The sequence below is a fragment of the Vibrio diabolicus genome (assembly GCF_011801455.1).
In the GTDB taxonomy this organism is placed as follows: domain Bacteria; phylum Pseudomonadota; class Gammaproteobacteria; order Enterobacterales; family Vibrionaceae; genus Vibrio; species Vibrio diabolicus.
This window is the reverse complement of sequence record NZ_CP042451.1, coordinates 784162-805970: the sequence shown is the minus strand read 5'-3', so window position 1 is coordinate 805970 and position 21809 is coordinate 784162. Positions and strand designations below refer to the sequence as shown.

The following is a 21809-nucleotide window of genomic DNA, read 5'->3' as shown; positions in this document are numbered from 1 at the left end:
ATAAAAAACACTGTTTTATACTCCCACTACCCATAATTTATAAACAAACAAAAAGTATGTTTCGCAAACTGTCTTCCAACAGCGCTTGGCTGATTGCTTTTTTTGCTTGCTTTGCAGTGTATCTGTCGATCGCTTGTTATCCTTTTGTGTTGTCTAACAATCAGAATGAACCGCTAACCTTGTTGCAAGGTTACTATTTGGTTTCGACTCAATATGGCTGGCTGGGCTTGATCGCACTTCCATTTATGTTGTTGAGTTTATTGCTCTCTTTTCTACCGACTCGAGCATTCAAAGGCATCGTGATCGCTATCGCGATCTGTCTATTGATCATGTTTAAAGTCGATATCCTCGTTTTTCAGCAATACAAACTTCACATCAACGCCCTATTAATTCGTATGTTTTTCGAAGGTGGCGGTGATGTCTTCGATATTTCGTGGATGAGTTGGCTAATCTTCATCAGTGAAGTTGCCGTTCTGGTGATCGGGCTCGCCTGTACCGTTTGGGTAAGTAATAAACTGGCACAAAGCCGAGCTAAGTTCGTTTTGATCAGCGTCTGGTTTGCTGTATTGCTCAGCACGCAGATGATTCATGCGTACAAAAACGCGCTTTACGACGATGAAGTCAGTCAGTTTTCGAATAACTGGCCACTTTACTACCCGCTGACGGCTCGTAAATTTATTTACAAACACGACCTAGTGGATGAGAACATTGCATCGAAGAATCGCGTAGAGTTAACCAACATTGAACGTAGCTCACTCAACTACCCACTTGCGCCCATTCAAGTACAAAGCAAAGAGGAGCAACCCAATGTTTTGTTTATCTTAGTTGACGCGTGGCGCTACAGTGATGCGACGCCGGAAGTCATGCCAAATGTCAGCAAGTTCGCCGAAAAGACAGTGAATTTCACACAACATATGAGCGGCGGCAACTCAACTCAAGCCGGTATTTTCAGCCTGTTTTACAGCTTGCCCGCGACCTACTGGGAAAGCTTTTACGCAAGCCAACGCTCTCCTGTTTTTATGGATACGCTGCAAGCAGAAGGCTACCGCATGGGCATTTTTGGCTCGGCACCGCTCACCAGCCCGCCACTTTCTCGCACAGTATTCAAAAAAGTGTCGGACTTGACTCTGAGACAAACTGGAGAAACGGCCGTCGAGCGCGATCAGCAGATCACAGACAAGTTCATCGAGTTTCAAAAACAGGACAGCGACAAACCGTACTTTGGTTTTCTGTTCTACGATGCCGCCCACGGTACAGTATTTCCCGAACCTGAATTTGCGAAATTCAAACCATACTGGGAACGCGTTGACCACATTTTGCTCAACAACGATTTTGACGCTTCGCTTTACCACAATCGATACAAGAACTCGTTGTACTACATCGATAGCTTGATTGGTGATGTGCTGAAAAACGTCGACTTAGACAATACCATTGTGGTGATTTCATCTGATCATGGTGAAGAGTTTAATGACCATAAGATGAACTATTGGGGCCACACGGGTAACTACAGTGACGTACAAGTGCATGTGCCTCTTTACGTGTACATGCCAAATCGTCAACCAGAGCAAATTAATTACCGCACGACCCATTTCGACGTCGTGCCAACCATGATGAATACGCTGTTTGACGTTCAAGGCACAACGAGTTCATACAGCGTTGGTCATAACTTGTTTGATAGCTCTGCCCCTCGCGATTGGTATATTGCTGGCAGCTACTACAACTATGCATTGGTCGGCAAAGAACTGATGCTTGTGGTCAATCCTGGCGGGCACTCTCAGCAACTGAATCGCCAGTTAAAAGTCGAGAAAGAACAGAAAGTTCCTGTCGATATCATTCGTCATTCTCTGGATGAGATGTCGCGATTTTACAAAAAAGGCTAGTGTCCAACATCGACGCCGATTGAAATAAAAAAAGCCTCTTGGCTGTAAGACCAAGAGGCTTTTTCCTATCTGCTATTTAAGCGTGATGAGCGTGCATCAAGCGTGGCTGAATCAATAAGTTGTTGATGTATTGTAAAGCCACATAAGAGACAACAAATGTTGCCACAATCAACTCAAGACCAGCTAAGCCTCGCACTTGTTGAACATAGTGCGCAGCCAATCCTTGCAACTCCATCCAATTCGCCATTTTAAACAGCGCCGTCGCACCGATCACCATCGGGAAAGTGAACGCCGCATAGCCTGGGCTAAATGGCAGTCTAAGCAATTTAAAGAATGCGAGGTAAATGATGGCCGTCATCAATACCGCGATACCAAATAGCATAGCGATGATCACTGGTGATGGTGTCGCAGTGACCGTTAAGTACCCTGCCAATGATAGACTTGCTGGCGCTGCCATGATTGCCATTGTTGGTTTCGCTGCATCCGGAATTTCATGGGTAAACATGAAACGGTAAATCATCATCGGCAACATGATCGCGTACGCCACCATCCCAAACATCAATGCACCTTGTGCCACTGGTGCTAACATCGGGTTGCCAGAGAAAGACACATCCGCAACGATGATACCCACTGGCGGTACAAACCAACTAGGAACCATGTGGTGCAATTCAAAATCTTTGGCGCGATGGTAAACAAAGCTCACCAAGAACACGATGTGCAGAACCACTGCAATCAGCCAAAGTACATCACCAGCCAATGGGTAAAAATGGCCGAGAGAGTTCGATACCACCATAGTGCCCATCGCAAATGTCGGAACCACGCTGCCCACAACCGGATGAGCAAGATCTTCTCTCAATAAATGGTTATGTAGCAAAAACTTGGTTGCCAATATAACCAACAATACGCTCGCAATACCCGCACTAATCCACTGTCCGTAGCCATGTAATTCGGCGAAGTTTTCCCAACTCCAGCCTAAGCTTGCAATACCAAGAGCCAAACCCGCCATCGGAGTTGGTGCTCCCATTACTTTTGCTTTTGTTCTTTGAATCATGATGACCTCAACCAGACTCACTCTTGATGGAGCGTATAATACGCTTGCACTTCGTTCCGATATATCTAATTATTTAAAACAAACGTTCAAAATTACTTAACGGTGGGGTATGGCAAGTCACATTTCTCTTAAACAACTGAAAGTGTTTACGACGATCACGCAGCACAAAACGCTCACAGCAGCTTCTGATAGCCTCTTTTTATCAAAAGCCGCTGTGAGCATGGCACTCTCAGAATTAGAAAAGCAGATCGGCCATCACTTGTTTGATCGTGTTAATAACCGACTGATTTTGAACCAAGAAGGTCAAAAACTGCTGCCACTGGCGGATGAGTTACTCAACCGAGCCAAAGACATCGAGAGCATTTTCGATGGTGACCAAGCGCTATCGGGCCAACTTCGCATTGGTGCCAGCGACACCATTGGCAACCAAGTCGCGCCCTATTTGCTTAGCGAATTTCGTCAGCAAACGAACCATCGTTCTCAAAGTCTGTTCATTTCTAACTCTGCACAAATCTGCGACATGCTGACCGATTACGAGTTAGACATAGCCCTCATTGAAGGCAAAACACTTCACCCTGAATTGCAGTCTACCCAGTTTAGCGAAGATGAAATGTGCGTGATTTGCGCGCCAGATTCTCCAGCCGCGCACGAAGGGCCCGTAAATTTAACCGAGCTAGAAAACAGCGAGTGGATATTGCGAGAGGCAGGATCTGGTTCACGCGAATTTTTTATGCGCGTTGTCGCGCCGCGCTTGGAACATTGGCATGAAGCTTTTCAGCTCAATACCACCGAAGCGTTGATCAACTCAGTATCGGCGGGGTTAGGCTTGGGCTGCTTGTCACGTTTGTCTGCAGAACCTGCTATTCGTGACGGTCGCGTGCAACTGCTCGACATGCCTTTAGATATGAAACGTCGCTTCTGGCTACTGGTTCACAAAGAGAAATACCAAAGCCCACTACTCAGAACGTTTATCGAATTTTGCCAAGATTGGGAACGACCAAATAACCTTTATCTAGAGAATACGCCCTCCAAGTGAAACGGAGATAGTTTAAATGCTGGTCAGTTAGTTGTACGTGTCTCTCATTCTTAGGCTTGTCGCTAGACTTAACTGGTCAAAAACTGTATAAAAAGCCAGTATCAATACACCAAGTTAGGGGACCAACCATGGCTGTAATCGTCAAGTACGTGGTAGAACGCAATGGAGAAGAGAAAATGACTTTTACCTCTAAAGCGGAAGCTGACGCATACGATAAAATGCTAGACATGGCAGACGAACTATTCACGCTGCTAGGTAAAAGTGAACTTCTAGAAGACGAAGGTAAGCAAGAAGATCTTGCGATGTACCTCGCTCAAAACAAAGAAGAAGTGCTTTACGCACTGGGTGCAAAACGCAAACCGGCACCAAAGAAAGCAAAAAAGCTTGAATCTGTAGAAGAAGACAAGCAAGAAGACGCTGCATAAGCCTCTCATTTGTTAAAGAAACGCCGCATCATGTGGCGTTTTTTGTATCTGAAGGCACACATCATCATGGAAAGATCGCCCTTTCTTTCGAGCACAGATACGACAAATCGCCTTCTTTCATTTCAACAAACACCCGCTAATTGACCACCTCACAACCACATTTCTCATCAGACAGACATATCTCCCAAAAGACAAAAGGTATCCATCTACAGACTTTATCTATTTCCCCTCTTTAAACTCCCTAGCACTCTCATTATGATGGCTGACAACTTAATTATTTCTTGTCAGTGAACAGACGAGACACAAGACTCAACACATGGAGATCAACTATGGCTTTCTTTTCTCTAGCCTTTGGTACAGCGACTAAAAACCGCGATGGCAAAATCATTGAAGCGTTTTTTCCAAACCCAGTTCTTAACCCAAATGAAGAGCTTGTTAACGCACTAGCAGCAGTAACAGGTTACGAACAAGGCAACCAAGCTATCGAGATCTCTGCAGCACAAAGCGCAGAACTTGCGGCGGCTTTCGAAGCAAACGGCGATGCAGCAAACGCATCTTTCGCAACCAAAGCAGCAGAATCAGCACAGCCGCTTGTACTGGTTATTCTAGCTACGGATGAACAGCCACAATCTGTTGCTGAAGGCTTCCTAAAACTTCAACTTATCTCTAACCGTCTAGTTAAGCCACACGGCACAGTACTGGATGGTATCTTCGGTCTGTTGCACAACATCGCATGGACAAACGAAGGCCCAATCGACCTACCTGAGCTGGCTGAGCGTCAAATCGAAGCTCGCCTAGCTGGCCGTACGCTAAGCGTAGATTGCGTAGACAAGTTCCCTAAAATGGTGGACTACGTGGTTCCAACTGGCGTTCGTATCGCAGACACTTCTCGCGTACGTCTTGGTGCACACGTTGGCGAAGGCACAACGGTAATGCACGAAGGCTTCATCAACTTCAATGCGGGTACAACAGGCGTGAGCATGGTTGAAGGTCGTATCTCTGCTGGCGTAGTGGTTGGTAACGGCTCTGACATCGGCGGCGGCGCATCTATCATGGGTACGCTATCTGGCGGCGGCAAAGTTGTGGTTTCTATCGGTGAAAACTCTCTACTAGGCGCGAACGCAGGTCTTGGCTTCCCAATGGGTGACCGTTGTACTATCGAATCAGGTCTATACGTAACTGCTGGTTCAAAAGTGCGCATGCTAGATTCTGCTGGCCAAGAAGTAGAAGTAGTGAAAGCACGCGATCTTGCCGGTGTTTCTGACCTACTGTTCCGTCGTAACTCTGTGACAGGTCAAATCGAGTGTCTTGCAAACAAGAGCGCGGTTGAACTGAACAGCGAATTGCATAAAAACAACTAATAAATAGTTAAGAAAAATCCCCCAGCAGGAAACTGTTGGGGGATTTTTTAGCTTACAGCAAAATGCGTGATTACTGATTTAAAAAGCTGACCGCTTTATCTGGGAAGTCAGTAAACAAACCATCCACCTTCACTTGGTTGTAGTACACATCCATCATGCCTTCAAAACTGTCCGTGTACGCTGGAATGCGTCCTGGATCGGCACGGAACGTGTATGGATGAACTTGTAAACCAGCGTCTTTTGCAGACTTCATCAACGGCTTAATGATGATGTTGTCTTTGGTTGACTTATCATCCACCAGCATCGGCTTCCAAGGTCCAATACCTTCGGCGTAACTCGCCACTTTCTTCATTCCGTCGGCTTCGAACATCCAATCATAGCTGTATGGCGTTGCTGTATCGCCTTTGTACACCATAGTTTCGTTCCAATCGGTGTAAGCCATGAGCTGAACGAGCTTTAAATCCATGTCCATTGCGGGCATCAACTCACTGTTAATGCGTTGCAGTTCGTTCGCATCAAAACACTGCAGGTAAACTTTGTCATCTTGCGAGTCGTAACCGTACTGCTTCAAGACTTTAAGCACCGCTTTAGAAATGTCCTTACCTTCATGACGATGGAACCAAGGCGCTTTAATTTCTGGGTAAATACCGATGTCGTAACCCAACGTCTTGTTAAGTCCTTGGATCAGCTCAATCTCTTCAGCAAACGTCGGCACGGTAAAATCCGATTTCCACATTGGGAATCGTGTCGGATAACCAACGACCTTATTACCTTTGTCATCGATATTAAAGCCTTCAGTTACTCGCAAGGATTTGATTTCCGCCAGTGTGAAATCAATCGCGTAATAACGGCCGTCTTTGCGCGCACGATCAGGAAAACGCTCCGCAACATCCGTTACACGATCGAGATAATGGTCATGCAACACGACCAACTGGTCGTCTTTCGTCATTACCACATCTTGCTCTATGTAGTCAGGTTTCATTGCGTAAGCAAGCGCTTTGGCTTCTAGCGTGTGTTCAGGCAAGTAACCCGATGCGCCACGGTGTGCAATTACAAGTGGTTTTGCAATCGCACCAGCTGAGAGGCTAAGTGCTAAAAAAGTAAGACATACTGACTTTGTTTTCATTGTTATTTCCTTGATAAAGCGAAGAGGCAGTATTCCACTGCCTCTTTAAATAAATATTACGCTAGCGCTTCCTTTTCGCGCTCTTTTTGCTCGTGGTGCGCACGCTCACCTAAGAAGGCGTACATCAAACACACAATAGAAGTAATACAAGAACCCACTAAGATGATAAAGCCACCATCCCAGCCAAAGTGGTCTACCGTGTAGCCCAGAATCGCGTTTGCGGCAACTGCCCCACCTAAGTATCCAAATAAACCAGTAAGACCAGCAGCAGTACCCGCTGCTTTTTTCGGTGCCAATTCAAGTGCATACAAACCAATCAGCATGACAGGGCCGTAAATCAAGAAGCCAATCGCGATAAGAGCCATCATATCGATTGTTGGGTTGCCCGCAGGGTTGAACCAGTAAACCAATACCGCCAACGTTACCAATACCATGAACAAGATGCCTGCAGGTGCACGACGGCCTTTGAACAATTTGTCTGAAATCCAACCACACAATAACGTGCCAGGAATACCTGCCCACTCGTATAGGAAGTAAGCCCAAGACGATTTATCTACCGAGAAGTCCTTCGCTTCTTTTAGATAAACGGGTGCCCAGTCCAACACACCGTAACGGATCAAGTAAACAAACGCGTTTGCAATCGCAATCGACCACAACAGTTTATTGTTGAATACGTACTTGAAGAAAATTTCCTTCGCCGTCATTTCTTGTTCATGCGACTTGTCGTAGTCATCTGGGTAGTCATCTTTGTACTCTTCAATCGGCGGTAGACCACAAGACTGAGGCGTATCTCGAACCGTCATCCAAACAAACACAGCAACCAACGTGGCGAAAAATGCAGGAACATAAAATGCAGTGCGCCAATCATCGTTAAATGCCCACAGGCCAAGAATAAATAGTGGACCAATCAAACCGCCACCCACGTTGTGTGCCACGTTCCAAACCGAAACGATCTCACCACGCTCTTTACGTGACCACCAGTGCACCATGGTTCGTCCACATGCGGGCCACCCCATGCCTTGGAACCAACCGTTCAAGAAAAGCAAAATGAACATCGCAGTGACGCTGCCAGTCGCCCATGGCATAAAGCCAAAGCAAAACATCACTAATGCAGACATCAACAGGCCGCCACTTAGGAAGTAGCGAGGGTTGGAACGGTCAGATACGCTGCCCATTAGAAATTTAGAGAGACCATATGCAATGGAAACAGCTGCCAGCGCGACACCTAAGTCACCGCGGCTAAAGCCTTGCTCGATAAGATAAGGCATCGCCAAACTGAAGTTTTTACGAACCAAATAGTAACCGGCGTAGCCAACAAATATACCGATAAAGAGTTGCCAACGGAGGCGAGAGTAGGTGCTATCGATACTGCCTGGGGACAGACGATCAATGTGCGCCTTAGGTTTGAATATTCCAAACATAGGAACCTCATTATTTTGTATGCGATGGTAAAAAACACAAAAGGAGCGAACGAAACAAAAAAATCTTCGTTCGAAAGTTCATGAATTGTATTGAGTTAGGATTTTATTTCTGTGACAAATGTTGCACATGAATTAAATATAAGTAAATACAGTAAATTAGAGCGCATTAATTAGACCATCGTTCAACTTTACTCATAATTAGTTAATATGAAACTGATGTTTCAACCTCTCATTTGAGCATTCTAATTCGAAACCAATGAAACAAAGGCTCGAATAAGAACACAAATTAACCGTAAAAAGGGTGTTTCACATCCATCCTTGTTACGCGAAACCACTAAATAACTAAAAAGATGAAAAATGTTCGCGCTTAGTATCAAACGAAATAACAAAACTAATGTTATCTGAACTCAAACCTAGACAGTGATTCACGAACACAAGACATAAACCGCGCTTATTTTCCTCTCCATTTTCATAATTAACACTAATTTGGATAACAAGTTCCTCTCGAGATATAAACATAGCAACGCATTTTCTTATATCACCGCTAGTCCTTGATGTACTTGACCTCGCCTTACCTCTTTAGGGTTAATTACTACGCAAAATCTGAGTAATAAATCCCCAAGCACGTAGCAGCTTCACAAAACTCCTCTTACCAGTTGTGCATTCTTTTTCACATCGGTAATTTGAGCGCTTCCAAAACACACTTCGTAGCAAAGAAGTTCTTTTCGTTGTTTTCTTTTTCGATTAAAAGATGCGCCATTTAACAAAAACGAAGACTTTGATTAACAATTTTATGCTCAAACGCTCATTTTTAACGCGCGTTTGTTTTCGCAAACGTTTATATGTGCACAATAGTATCGTGCTAGACAGGCAAAAATGATCAAAGGACTTTTAACATGACAACGAACAAACACCCCTCTCTGCTCGGAGAATGTTTGGCCGAGTTTATCGGTACAGGACTACTTATCTTCTTCGGGGTAGGCTGTGTCGCAGCCTTAGTTCTAACAGGCGCATCATTTGGACAATGGGAAATCAGTATTGTATGGGGCCTAGGTGTCGCCATCGCTATTTACTGTACTGCCGGCGTTTCAGGCGCGCACATCAACCCAGCGGTAACCATCGCACTCGCTATGTTCCATGGTTTTGATAAGGCGAAAGTGGTGCCATACATCATCGCCCAAATGCTTGGCGCATTCTGCTCTGCTGCGTTGGTTTACAGCTTATACAGCAACCTTTTCACCGACTACGAAATCGCACATAACTTCGTCCGCAGTAGCCAAGATGCACTAGCAACCGCTGGTATCTTCTCAACCTATCCACATGCTTCCCTCTCTTTCTTTGGCGCTTTTGCTGTGGAATTCGTTATCACTGCCGTGCTGATGTTTGCGATTTTGGCTTTGGGCGATGAAAATAACGGCGCTGCACGAGGTGCAATGAACCCACTGTTAATCGGTATTTTGATTGCCGTGATCGGTGGTTCTCTTGGTCCACTAACTGGCTTCGCGATGAACCCTGCGCGCGACTTTGGACCGAAACTGTTCGCTTACTTCGCAGGCTGGGATTACGCTCTGACAGGTGCTAAAGACATTCCTTACTTTATCGTGCCTTTACTTGCTCCGATTGCAGGTGCGTGTTTTGGTGGTTGGTTGTATCCAAAAGCGATTGCGGCTTACCTTCCACAACAAGGCCACGGCTGTACAATTCCAAACCAATGTGAGACGGAAGAAGAAACAGAAGAAGCTAGAGCTTAAAACTGACGCAACTCGAACATTTACTAAAATATAAATAACGAAACAAAAGGATTCTTACCATGACTGAGCAAAAATACATTGTTGCCCTAGACCAAGGTACGACAAGCTCTCGCGCAGTAATTCTTGATCATGACGCGAACATCGTAAGCGTCGCACAGCGCGAATTTACTCAGATTTATCCAGAGGCAGGTTGGGTAGAACATGACCCAATGGAAATCTGGGCAACACAAAGCTCTACGTTGGTAGAAGCTCTAGCTAAGTCTGGCATCCGTAGCGACCAATTGGCGGCTATCGGTATTACTAACCAGCGTGAAACTACCATCGTCTGGAATAAAGAAACAGGCAAACCCGTTTACAATGCGATCGTATGGCAATGTCGCCGTACTGCTGACATCTGTGAAGATTTAAAAGCGCGTGGTCTAGAAAACTACGTACGTGACAACACAGGTTTGGTGCTTGACCCTTACTTCTCAGGTACCAAAGTGAAATGGATTCTGGACAATGTTGAAGGCGCGCGCGAAGACGCAGAAGCAGGCAAGCTGTTGTTCGGTACCGTCGATACTTGGTTAGTTTGGAAGATGACTCAAGGCCGCGTTCACGTGACCGACTACACCAACGCATCGCGTACAATGCTATTTAACATCAACGATCTATGTTGGGATCAGAAAATGTTAGATGAGCTTGGTATCCCAGCATCTATGATGCCAGAAGTAAAACGTTCATCGGAAGTTTACGGTAAGACCAACATTGGTGGTAAAGGCGGTACTCGTATTCCTATTTCTGGTATTGCTGGTGACCAACAAGCTGCGCTTTACGGCCAAATGTGTGTTGAAGCGGGTCAGGCGAAAAACACTTACGGCACGGGTTGTTTCTTGCTAATGAATACGGGCCAAGAAAAAGTCACTTCGACGCACGGCCTACTGACAACTTTGGCTTGTGGTCCTAAAGGTGAGCCTGCTTATGCACTTGAAGGTGCCGTATTCATGGGTGGTGCTTCTATCCAATGGCTACGTGATGAATTAAAAATCCTAAACGGTGCAGAAGACTCTGAATACTTCGCAACCAAAGTGGATACCTCAAACGGCGTTTATGTCGTGCCTGCCTTTACTGGTTTAGGCGCACCATACTGGGATGCCTACGCACGTGGCACGATTGTCGGCCTTACTCGCGGCGTGAACTCAAACCACATTATCCGTGCGACTTTGGAAGGCATCGCTTACCAAACTCGTGACGTACTGGATGCGATGCAAGCCGACTCAGGAATTAAACTTGCGAATCTTCGCGTCGATGGCGGTGCGGTAGCGAACAACTTCCTAATGCAGTTCCAATCCGATGTATTGAATACAGAAGTACACCGCCCTCAAGTAACAGAGGTTACCGCTCTTGGTGCAGCCTACCTTGCAGGCCTTGCCGTGGGTTACTGGGACAGCATTGACGAGTTGCAGAATAAAGCGGTGCTTGATCGCACCTTTGAGCCGCACGATGATGAAGAAAAACGCAATCGTCGTTACAAGGGTTGGAAACGCGCAGTGAAATGTGCGCAAACCTGGTCTGAGCTTCACGACGAAGAAGATTAATCTCACCTCCATACGAAAAAAGAGCGCCATTTGTGCGCTCTTTTTTGCGCTTTGCCCCTGATTCCTGAACTCGCTTACTTCTCACAACGCGCAAATTCGAGCACAATAGAGCTTCGAATTTGAAGCATTGGCCGTTACCAATGCACAAGGGAGTGGTAAGTGAAGCAAATACCTCGACACCAACAGATTGTTGAGTTGGTGAAAAAACAAGGCTATGTCAGCACGGATGAGTTGGTAGAAAGATTCAATGTCAGCCCACAAACCATCCGACGCGATCTTAATGAACTCGCCGACGACAACAAAATTCGTCGTTATCACGGTGGTGCAACCATCCCTCTCAGTTCTGAAAACACATCTTACAACACGCGTAAAGCGCTCAACTTCAATGAAAAAGATGTCATTGCAGACGAGGTGGTCAAGCACATTCCTGATGGCGCGACTCTATTTATTGATATCGGCACCACACCAGAAGCGGTTGCGCGAGCGCTCAATAAAAACCATAAACAGCTACGCGTGGTTACCAACAATATCAACGTGGCAACCATTCTCTTCCCCAACCCAGAGATCAAAGTCATCTTAGCAGGCGGTGAAGTTCGAAGTCGCGATGGCGGCATTGTTGGCGAGGCTACTCTCGACTTCGTTAAACAGTTCCGTCTCGACTTTGGCATTCTTGGCATCAGTGGTATCGACTTTGATGGCTCGCTATTAGACTTTGATTACCACGAAGTCAGGGTCAAACAAGCGATCATCGACAACAGCCGCAGTGTATTTCTCGCCGTCGACCACACCAAATTTGGGCGCAATGCCATGGTGAAGCTAGGCAATATCGCTCAGCTCAACATGATCTTTACCAACAAGCAGCCACCAGAAGAAATCCTGTCGATTTTAAAAGAAGCTTCAATTCCACTTGAAGTCGTTGAAGCGAACGAGACAAACTTCGAAAACGAGTAGTTTCAATCATTAATTTGCCTCTCAAATGACCTCTGTCTTAATTAGGCAGAGGTTTTTTTGTGCCTAAATCACACAAAACGCTCACAAACGAAAATAATAGATGATCACAAACGAAACCTAAGCTAGGATTAGATCATGTTCTAAAATGCTCGTTCGCTCACCAAGAGGTCAAATTTATGAGTATACAAAAAAATGCTTCCACTACTAGCTCATCCACTACCTTAGACTTGATCGTAATTGGTGGCGGCATTAACGGGGCTGGTATTGCGGCAGACGCAGCTGGCCGCGGTTTGAGTGTTGGCTTATACGAAGCAAGTGACTTTGCGTCCGCTACTTCTTCGGCAAGTTCTAAACTGATCCACGGCGGTTTACGCTACCTTGAACACTACGAGTTTCGTTTGGTTTCGGAAGCGCTCGCAGAGCGTGAAGTTATTCTTCGCAAAGCGCCTCACGTTGCCCTACCAATGCGTTTCCGTTTGCCTCATCGCCCATTCCTACGTCCAGCTTGGATGATTCGCTGTGGTCTGTTCCTTTACGATAACTTGGGTAAACGTACGACTCTGCCAGGCAGCAAAACAGTCAACTTAGCGAAATCGGGCTTGCTAAAACCAGAAATGAAAACCGGTTTCGAATACTCTGACTGTTGGGTTGATGACGCGCGTTTAGTATTACTTAACGTTCTGGCTGCTCGTGAAAACCATGCAGAAGTACGTAACTACTGCCGCGTAGAAAAAGCACACCGTGAAGGTGGTATCTGGCATGTCACAATTCATGACGTGATGACAGACCAACGTTTCGAACGCAAAGCAAAAGCACTAGTAAACGCAGCTGGCCCTTGGGTAAAACAGTTCTTTGATGATGGATTAGAGCAAGCCTCTCCTCGTAACATTCGCTTAATCAAAGGCTCGCACATCGTTGTTCCTCGTATCCACAACGAACCGCAAGCCTACATTCTTCAAAACAAAGACAACCGCATCGTATTTATGATTCCTTACTTAGATAAGTTCTCAATCATTGGTACAACAGATGTGGAATACAAAGGTGACCCACGCGAAGTGGCGATCTCAGATGACGAAGTCGATTACCTCATCGATATCGTAAACCAACACTTTGTCCACCAGTTGACTCGCGAAGATGTGGTTTGGACATACAGCGGTGTTCGTCCTTTATGTGACGATGAATCTGACTCTCCGCAAGCGATCACACGAGACTACACGCTAGAACTCGATGCGGAATACGACCATGCACCTCTGCTTTCTGTCTTTGGTGGTAAGCTGACGACCTACCGTAAGCTGGGTGAAGCGGCAATGAAAAAGCTGGCTCCTTTCCTACCAGAGATGGGAAGCGACTGGACGGCAAATCAAACCCTACCTGGTGGTAACTTCAGCTGTAGTCGTGAACAATTAGCTAAACAAATTCATGCTAAATACGCTTGGGCGCCAGAAGCATTGATTCTTCGTTACGTAACACAATTTGGTACCCAAACGTGGAACTTAATGGAAGGCACAGCAAGCGAAGCTGACCTTGGACACGCGTTCTCATCGCAAGCCGGCGGTGTTTACCAACGTGAGATCGACTACTTAATGAACCATGAAATGGCAATGACCGATGAAGACATTTTGTGGCGTCGTACCAAGCTTGGTCTGTACATGAACGATGAAGAAAAGCAGGCTTTATCGGACTATTTAAAAGAAAAGCTACAGCAGAAAGTGGTTAATCTTTCTCAAGTTGGCTAACTGCTCCTCCCCTCCCTACTAGAAAGCCTGCCTCGTTGTAGGCTTTTTTATTTTGCTGTTTTTACACCACACTTTGGCTTGCTTCACTTGATTACAAATAAGAGCAACTATTCATAGACATTTAGCGTTAAATGCAATCATACTCATTTAAATAATTATCCCTGAATAACTTCATGGCGCTAGGTTCAGAACGTTATCACTGATGCATTTCACGGAAAATAATGCAGCGGAAGAGCACAGGCTCTTTCCGAGTTATTTGGGGAAAGGCTCAGACAAGGAAAAGAAAATGGGTTTTATGATTGAACATTGGGATTTTTCAACCCCAGAAGCAACTCAGCAATCCACAACGGCGGAGCAGATTCAAGCCAAACATTGGTACCATTGTGAGCGGCTGCATCCCGATATTCGGGGCTGGCTAGAACAAAACCAAGTGCCACGTGCCACTGTTGATCACCTGTTAGCCGACGAGAGCCGACCGTCTTTCCACCCTTTGGATGACGAGAACTTCATGTTGATTTTACGAGGCGTCAATATGAATGGCGATGCTTCACCAGAAGACATGCTCAGTATTCGAATTCTCTATTTTCAAGGGGCACTGATTTCAACACGTAAGATCCCATCGCGTGCCATCATGGAAATTCGTCAAGCATTGGCGGAACATAAAGGCCCGAAAAGCCTTGCTGGTTTACTTCATCAGATTATTGAAGGATTAAATAGCAAAATAGACGTTTACCTCGATACGATTGAAGAGACGTTAAACCAGTTTGATGTGAATGATGAATCGACGTACAAGCATATGGCGACTCAAAAAGCGCTTATCTCCATCAAACGTTTTATTCGCCCTCAGCAATATGCTATTCGAGATCTCGTTGAATCAGAGTCCGAGTTGGTGGCTTTAAGGCCCCATCAATATCGCTTCGCCCACAATAATATTACGCGCATAAATGAAACACTTGAGTTTTATCTTGGAGAAGTCGCACTCTTTCAAGAAGAAATCAAACATCATCGTGACGAGAAAACTAATAAAAACAGTTATCTATTTACCCTAGTGGCGACTATTTTCTTGCCAACCAGCTTCCTAACAGGTTTGCTTGGCATCAACATTGGCGGTATGCCAGGCGTGGAATCCGCCATGGCGTTCACCTGGTTCTGTATCGCTTTAATTGTCATCTTTGCTCTAGAGTGGTGGCTATTCAAACGTTTGGGGTTTACGAATAAAACGGACGACGAAGACGAATAAGCGCGAATCCTATAAAGAACAACAATCAAAAGAGGAGCGCACGGCTCCTCTTTCTCTACTCACATTAGAGCCCTATCCGGGATGACCATCAACGCGAGGGGTAATAAGCATCACGCCAAAGCGCCAAACAAACAGGCCAAATGCGACAATCCACAATCCGCCACTGATATTAATCCACAGCATCATATTGGCAGGATCAAATATCACGGCAAAACTGCGAACCAAAGCTGCCGCGGTAATCGCCGCAAACGCAAGGCTCATGTTCGGACCTTTGTAGATCATGCGACCAGTATGTCCCATCGTCACGCGTGCGATCATCGCTAAAATCAAGCCGCCTAATGCACCTATCGCAAACAGGTGAATCAGGTTATGGCTGGCAAATGCATCTCCCCAAGTGCCTCGCAAAATTAAGCTTAGTGGCAAACACAAATACGCAGCATGCAGCGACCACACTAAAGGCTCGCTCAGGGTTAACCAAGGTTTCCAGCGAACAAAACGCACCAACTGAGCAACTCCTGCAAACAGCATCAACGGATTGCCTAATTCTGCAAACGTCACAGGGAAAAAGCTCAGCACAAATAGCATTACCAACGGCAAGTTCGCGAACCATTCTAACCAAGCCTGTGGTTGCGCTTTTTCGAAATTAAATCGACGCGCAGTAAAGAATGGAATCACACGTCCGCCCATGACCGACAATAACAGCGTAAACCACCACAACATCGCCTGCCATACAGCAGAAGAGCTAAACGGCGGCATGCCTTTTATTGTTGCGTAGCTTGCAAAGTTCGCAAAAATGGCCAAAAGAAACAGCGGCACAAAAAACAGATTACGCCAACCTTTGGCTCGATAAACACGAATGCCTACCTCATAGGCAACAAACAACAAAAATACCGCTTCAATGCTGCTGGTTAACCATAACGGCGCTGGCGTCCAGAGCAATATTCTAGGTGCTAACCACAAGCCAAATAAGATCAAAAGCGTGTAATGCTTGGTGCCACTAATGCCAGTCCAGTTTTGTACTGCGGTCAGTACAAAACCAACCACAATCGCCATCGAAAAGCCGAACAACATTTCATGAACGTGCCACCATAATGCCGGTACAGTTAATGCGTTTGGCTGTCCGCTCTGGAACATCCACACCCACAACGCGATCGCAACAATGGCGTAAATCGACCCAAACAGAAAAAACGGCCGAAAGCCTAATCGCAGCCATGCGGGGATTTTTTCTTCCACTTTTTTATCGGTGATATTCAGCATTATCTTGCCCTCAAGCGTCTCTCGATGCTGGTTAACTCAACTACAATATTGATGCTACCATAAACATGTATAAAAAATACATGTTAAGAATTAAGATTATACTTAAGAGGTAAAGTTGTGCTTCAGAGGCGGGTTAGGTATAAACGGTGAGAGACACAACCATCAGTTAAGGGATGCAACGAAGATGTACATATTTGGCTATGGCAGTTTGATTAATTCTGCGTCACGTAAGTTAACCGGACAAACGGGAGAAGCCATTCCCGTCATTGCTCATGGACTGGTGCGCTACTGGGGAAAGATTGATGACAGCTACACTCTGTCTCCTCTGGTTGTAAACCAAGGCGATGGGCAGGTCAACGGCGTTTTACTCGAAGTGAATGAAGAAGCTCTCGCAGAATTCGATCGCCGTGAGCGTGGTTATCATCGTATTCAAATTCAGCCAGATCAAATCGAAACGGACGCGAACTTTAACCAAGAACATAGCATCTGGGTTTACGTAAAAGACGAGCCATTACCACCGTGCGTAAAAAGCCCAATCATGCAAAGCTATGTCGATACCGTGCTAGCAGGTTGCTTGGAGGTATCCCATGCGTTTGCGGAGCATTTTGTGCGTCACACCATTGGCTGGCAACACGCAAAAGAAAATGACCGCCACCAACCTAAATATGGCAACCTTGCAGGCGTGCAAGAGCATCATTACGAGTTGATTGATAATCTGATTGCCCAAAATTCGTAGCTCAATCCCATCTGTAAAAACAGCTCTAAACTAAGAGCTGTTTTTACAATAGAGCGACCAGTGAACTGATTAAACAATTCTCACCCCAGTCGGCATCGCTCTTTCTGGCGTAAGCAACACACTTTCGGATTCATCATCCGTTTCTGCGCACAACAACATACATTCAGAGGTTTCACCGCGCATTTTGGCTTTGGCAAGATTACACAACACGACCACTTGTTTGCCCATCAACTCTTCCTCGGTGTAATAAGGTACTAAGCTGGTTACGGTTTGCAGTGTTTTTTCACCAATATCAATTTGCACAATGTACAGCTTGTCTGCATTTTGATGACGAGCCACTTCAATGATTTTTCCGGTACGAATTTCCAGTTTGGCAAAATCAGAGTAAGCAATAGTTTCCATAATTAAAACCTCAGTAAAGTTTTACTAAAAAGATAACGTTTACACTATCAGTAAGCTTAATAAATACAAGTGGTAAAGATCTCATTTCCGAAAGCAAATTCCCTATCAAATTGCACTTATTACACAATGGGTGTTTAATACTTCCAGTCAAAATTTTTAGCCACTAAAGGTTCTATATGGCAACGATCAAGGATGTCGCGAAAGAAGCCGGTGTTTCGGTCGCAACGGTTTCTCGCGTGATCAACAAGTCCCCAAAAGCCAGTCAATCATCGGTAGAGTCAGTCACCAAAGCAATGAGAAAACTGGGTTACAGGCCCAATGCCGCAGCTCGCGCACTGGTGAGTCAAAGCACAAACACCATGGGTGTGTTGGTGAGTGATGTGTCCGATCCTTTCTTCGGCACACTAGTCAGATCCGTCGATAATGTCGCGCGCGAAAATGGCAAACATATCTTGATTGGCAACGGTTACCATAATCCAGAAGATGAGCGTCAAGCCTTAGAATTGCTGATCAACAGCCGTTGCGATGCAATAGTCATCCACTCGAAAGGCTTATCTGATGAGGATCTAATTGGCTACGCCCAAGAAGTAAAAGGTATGGTGCTTATCAATCGTCATATCCCAGAGCTGGCTGAACGCTGTATTTCCCTTGATAACCGCAAGGGGGCATTCCTCGCGACAGAATATTTGATTCGTCACGGGCATCGCAAAATCGCTTGCATTGCCTCATCCCACGATATCGAAGATACCGATGAGCGATTGCAAGGTTACCAAGCCGCATTGAAAGAACATGGTATTGAACTCTCCAAAAGCTACATCGAATACGGTGAGCCCAACAGTGATGGTGGCGAAGTTGCGATGACCAACCTGTTAACCAAATCTTTGGAGATTACTGGAGTGGTGGCCTACAACGACTACATGGCCGCTGGCGCACTCGCAGCGTTAGATCAAAATGGCATTGACGTACCAAGTAAGGTTTCTATGGTCGGGTTCGATGATGGCTTAATCGCCCGCTTTGTTCACCCTAGCTTGACTACTATTCGCTACCCAATCGAGATGATGGCAGAACGCGCCGCCCGTTTGGCTTTGGCGCTATCTCGTGACGAAAAAATTGAAGACGAAACCATTATTTTTAGCCCAACTTTAGTACGAAGAAACTCTGTCGAGCGTTGTTGATGGTGAATAATCTGTAATTTGAAAACGAAAAGCCCGCTCAGGTTATTGAGCGGGCTTTTTCTTTGAGCACTTGTCGAGACGATATGGACTCTAGCTCAAGGCTTCGTTCGGTTTTGCAGACTTCACGTCAACGCCTTGCGCAAACTCACCACGCTGTAATTTTTCTCGTAAAATCGCGTGTTGGTCTTCGGTAAATGTGTAGCGAGACATAATAAAGATGCGCACTAAAGCTCCCAATGCGGGTAGCAACGCAATACAGAAGAACATGCCACTGAGCGCGGTTTCCGTTTGCACCGCATTTGGTACATAGCCAATCATCGTCAAGATAACCCCCGTTAAGCCACCCGCTACCGCAACAGAGAGTTTGCCTGTAAAGGTCTGTCCCGAGAACGTGATCGCCGCGGTACGTTTGCCGCTGTGGTAGTAAGAGTACTCAACTGTATCTGCAATCATGGCCGAGATAAGAGGGTTAGTCATCATAAAGATGCCTGTGATCACCGCTAACCACGCCATCACGACCGTTGGATTATCATAGCCAGTAAAATAGAACCCAATGCGAGCGATGATCTCTAAAACGCACAGCGCAATAAAGATGTCACGTTTTTTGAAACGCTTCGTCAGCACTGGCGTAGCCAAACACGCAATCGCACTTACCAAAGTGATGGTACCAATCAGAGAGACTAACCCTGCGTCCCCCATGTTGTATGTGAAGAAGAAAATGTACAGGCCATTCACTAGATTGAAAAACACATTCATGAAAAACGCTGCCAGAATAAAAAACAACGGCTTGTTTTTACGAACGGCTTGAAAGGTTTGTTTTAGCGTGACTTTTTCACAGCTCTTCGTCGAGATGCGTTCTTTGGTGTTATAAAAACCGTTCAGCATGAAGAACAAACCCGCGATCATCAACACAATCACAGCTGGTAAGTAACCCTGATCTGCTCGGCCATCAGCGAAGTAAGCGCTCAGTTTCGGGAACACAACCAAAGTTGCACCAATACCTGCATTCACCCCTAACATGGCACAAGTTGCCGCTTTTGCTCGCTCTTGCGGTTCATCCGTCATAACAGAAGACATAGACCAAAACGGCACATCAGAAATGGTGTAAAGCGTACCCCAAAGAATGTAAGTGATACCGGCATACATCACTTTTGTCGACGTATCAGCATCAATGTTATAGAACGCGGCAACCGTGACCAGAACAATCAGAATCGGCGTAAACAGCATGTAAGGGCGGAATTTACCAAAGCGAGAGTCTAGCGTGTCCATGTATCCGGCAATGAGCGGATCGTTCACCGCATCCCACACACGAGCAATCAAAAAAATCGTACTCGCCGCAATTGGAGAAATGCCCAAAATATCGGTATAGAAATAAAGAATAAAAGAGCCGACTAGACCAAAGCTAAAGCACTGGCCTACCCCATAGCCGAAGTAAGACATCAGCTCCTTATTGGTGAGTTTGTTTTGTAGAGTAGTCATTGTTCACGTCTCAATTGATTTTATTGTAAATAAGAAACCGACCCATTTCTCAGAGTCGGCTCACAGGCAATTAATCCACTTCTGCGAGTGTTTTGATCAATTGCACTTCGCTTGCGTCATACGGCTGTCCTTGCTCATCAAGCAAATCGTGGAACCATTGACTCGCATAGTTTGCATCGCTACGTTTTATCTCTGGCCAAGGCAGATGCGTTTGTGTTTTTCCTTTCACTAATCCCCACTGGTAGCAGCCAATGTTTTTCTGTTTAAAGACCGGAAGCTGTTCGTGCATGTACGATTGCGCATGACGAGCAAGCCACTCAGTACACATCATTGGTCGGTTGTAGCTTTCTACAATTTCAACGGCTTCATGGAACAGATCGAGTGGTAAGTAAGCGTGGAAAGTAATGATGTCCGATAGCTCCATCGCTTTGCGATCGGTTGGGTGTTCATAAATAGGTAGGCTTCGGTCAAGAATGCTTGGCGCATGCCAAGCGCCAACGGTGAGAGGCTGAGTTGGGTTTTCTTCACGTGCCCACTCAAACGCTTTTTCCATCAGCTCATGACTAAAGGTTTCCATTTCTTCGTCGTAAGCGATCTCACCCGTAGTGGTGAAAATCATGCGGTTGGTTGGCTCGTTATAGAGATCCCAAATAACGATTCGAGGGTCATTTTTGTAGGTAGAGATGATGTCGCGAATATACGCTTCGACCTCACCCCACATAGATTTGTCCATCACCACATTGCGACCAGGACTTGCTGCTGCTTGGCTGTTGTGCAAATCCGGTACGGGCGCTTTTTGTTCACCAAGATAAGGATGGTCGCCCGAGAAACCGCAGTCATCCATCGGCGTGAGCATCACTTTGATTTGATTGCGTTCGCAAATATCCAGAAAGCGCTCAATTCGCGCATGTAAACCATCGCGATCCGCTTGCCAAACTATAAATGGTAAGTTGGTACGTAAAGTGTTGTAACCCACATCATGCGCCCAAGCTAACTCTTGTTCCATCACCTCAGGTGCAAAAGATTCCGCTTGCCACATCTCATTCCAGTTAACCGCTGTGCGCGGTAAATAGTTAAAGCCACGTAGCCAGCCATGCTCTTTTTGCCATTGCCACGCTTTCTCTTCCGACCATCTTTTCATCTTACTCACCTTAAAACTAAATTATTAACTAATAATATTAGCTAATATATTAATTGATAATTTA

18 protein-coding genes are annotated in these 21809 nt (G+C 45.7%); 11 read left to right on the top strand and 7 right to left on the bottom strand.

Annotated features, from left to right (window positions below; translation table 11 throughout):
* The first annotated feature begins 56 nt into the window (after positions 1 to 56).
* Entirely contained in the window at positions 57 to 1880 is a 1824-nt protein-coding gene (locus tag FR741_RS03830) for a DUF3413 domain-containing protein (RefSeq protein ID WP_167426291.1), read from the top strand.
* Between the two features lie 76 nt (positions 1881 to 1956).
* Here the strand turns inward: FR741_RS03830 and FR741_RS03825 are convergent, their stop codons facing one another.
* A complete protein-coding gene (locus FR741_RS03825) occupies positions 1957 to 2931 on the bottom strand; it encodes a TDT family transporter (RefSeq protein ID WP_025533968.1) in 975 nt (324 codons plus the stop codon).
* Between the two features lie 109 nt (positions 2932 to 3040).
* On the opposite strand from FR741_RS03825, the gene FR741_RS03820 reads away from it, so the two are divergent.
* The 3 genes from FR741_RS03820 (at position 3041) to dapD (ending at position 5753) form a co-directional block, all read left to right on the top strand.
* The gene (locus FR741_RS03820; protein ID WP_053809262.1) at positions 3041 to 3967 is read left to right on the top strand and encodes a LysR substrate-binding domain-containing protein; all 927 of its coding nucleotides are present in this window, start codon (positions 3041 to 3043) and stop codon (positions 3965 to 3967) included.
* A 128-nt stretch (positions 3968 to 4095) separates the two neighbouring features.
* Positions 4096 to 4392 (top strand): YebG family protein, encoded by a 297-nt coding sequence (locus FR741_RS03815; protein ID WP_041852896.1) that lies wholly within the window; start codon positions 4096 to 4098, stop codon positions 4390 to 4392.
* A gap of 329 nt (positions 4393 to 4721) precedes the next feature.
* Positions 4722 to 5753, top strand: a complete 1032-nt coding sequence (gene dapD / locus FR741_RS03810) for a 2,3,4,5-tetrahydropyridine-2,6-dicarboxylate N-succinyltransferase (RefSeq protein ID WP_134647122.1) — start codon at positions 4722 to 4724, stop codon at positions 5751 to 5753.
* A 70-nt stretch (positions 5754 to 5823) separates the two neighbouring features.
* Here dapD and glpQ read toward each other — a convergent pair whose 3' ends face one another.
* Both glpQ and glpT read right to left on the bottom strand, forming a co-directional pair.
* Positions 5824 to 6879 (bottom strand): glycerophosphodiester phosphodiesterase, encoded by a 1056-nt coding sequence (glpQ, locus tag FR741_RS03805; protein WP_167426290.1) that lies wholly within the window; start codon positions 6877 to 6879, stop codon positions 5824 to 5826.
* Positions 6880 to 6935: 56 nt separating this feature from the next.
* On the bottom strand, positions 6936 to 8300 hold the full coding sequence (gene glpT, locus FR741_RS03800; RefSeq protein ID WP_167426289.1) for a glycerol-3-phosphate transporter: 1365 nt from the start codon (positions 8298 to 8300) through the stop codon (positions 6936 to 6938).
* A gap of 896 nt (positions 8301 to 9196) precedes the next feature.
* Between glpT and FR741_RS03795 the strand changes: the two genes are divergently transcribed.
* The 5 genes from FR741_RS03795 (at position 9197) to FR741_RS03775 (ending at position 15555) form a co-directional block, all read left to right on the top strand.
* Positions 9197 to 10051, top strand: a complete 855-nt coding sequence (locus FR741_RS03795) for an MIP/aquaporin family protein (protein ID WP_046875005.1) — start codon at positions 9197 to 9199, stop codon at positions 10049 to 10051.
* A 59-nt stretch (positions 10052 to 10110) separates the two neighbouring features.
* Entirely contained in the window at positions 10111 to 11628 is a 1518-nt protein-coding gene (glpK, locus tag FR741_RS03790; protein ID WP_006742415.1) for a glycerol kinase GlpK, read from the top strand.
* 159 nt (positions 11629 to 11787) lie between these two features.
* Entirely contained in the window at positions 11788 to 12579 is a 792-nt protein-coding gene (locus FR741_RS03785) for a DeoR/GlpR family transcriptional regulator (protein WP_006742414.1), read from the top strand.
* Between the two features lie 176 nt (positions 12580 to 12755).
* Complete coding sequence (gene glpD, locus FR741_RS03780) at positions 12756 to 14315, top strand: glycerol-3-phosphate dehydrogenase (protein ID WP_167426288.1); 1560 nt, start codon at positions 12756 to 12758, stop codon at positions 14313 to 14315.
* A gap of 286 nt (positions 14316 to 14601) precedes the next feature.
* Positions 14602 to 15555, top strand: a complete 954-nt coding sequence (locus FR741_RS03775) for a CorA family divalent cation transporter (RefSeq protein ID WP_012841472.1) — start codon at positions 14602 to 14604, stop codon at positions 15553 to 15555.
* A gap of 72 nt (positions 15556 to 15627) precedes the next feature.
* Here the strand turns inward: FR741_RS03775 and FR741_RS03770 are convergent, their stop codons facing one another.
* Entirely contained in the window at positions 15628 to 16812 is a 1185-nt protein-coding gene (locus tag FR741_RS03770; protein ID WP_167426287.1) for an NnrS family protein, read from the bottom strand.
* A 184-nt stretch (positions 16813 to 16996) separates the two neighbouring features.
* Between FR741_RS03770 and FR741_RS03765 the strand changes: the two genes are divergently transcribed.
* Positions 16997 to 17548: a gamma-glutamylcyclotransferase family protein gene (locus tag FR741_RS03765; protein ID WP_104970888.1), complete on the top strand. Its 552-nt coding sequence runs from the start codon at positions 16997 to 16999 to the stop codon at positions 17546 to 17548.
* A gap of 69 nt (positions 17549 to 17617) precedes the next feature.
* Here FR741_RS03765 and FR741_RS03760 read toward each other — a convergent pair whose 3' ends face one another.
* On the bottom strand, positions 17618 to 17950 hold the full coding sequence (locus FR741_RS03760; protein WP_005494151.1) for a tRNA-binding protein: 333 nt from the start codon (positions 17948 to 17950) through the stop codon (positions 17618 to 17620).
* Positions 17951 to 18126: 176 nt separating this feature from the next.
* Between FR741_RS03760 and FR741_RS03755 the strand changes: the two genes are divergently transcribed.
* Positions 18127 to 19125, top strand: a complete 999-nt coding sequence (locus FR741_RS03755) for a substrate-binding domain-containing protein (RefSeq protein WP_167426286.1) — start codon at positions 18127 to 18129, stop codon at positions 19123 to 19125.
* A gap of 90 nt (positions 19126 to 19215) precedes the next feature.
* Here the strand turns inward: FR741_RS03755 and FR741_RS03750 are convergent, their stop codons facing one another.
* Positions 19216 to 20604 carry an MFS transporter gene (locus FR741_RS03750; RefSeq protein ID WP_233059795.1) on the bottom strand — a complete coding sequence of 463 codons (1389 nt, stop codon included), beginning with the start codon at positions 20602 to 20604 and terminating at the stop codon, positions 19216 to 19218.
* 70 nt (positions 20605 to 20674) lie between these two features.
* A complete protein-coding gene (locus tag FR741_RS03745; protein WP_167426285.1) occupies positions 20675 to 21745 on the bottom strand; it encodes a cellulase family glycosylhydrolase in 1071 nt (356 codons plus the stop codon).
* Positions 21746 to 21809 lie beyond the last annotated feature (64 nt).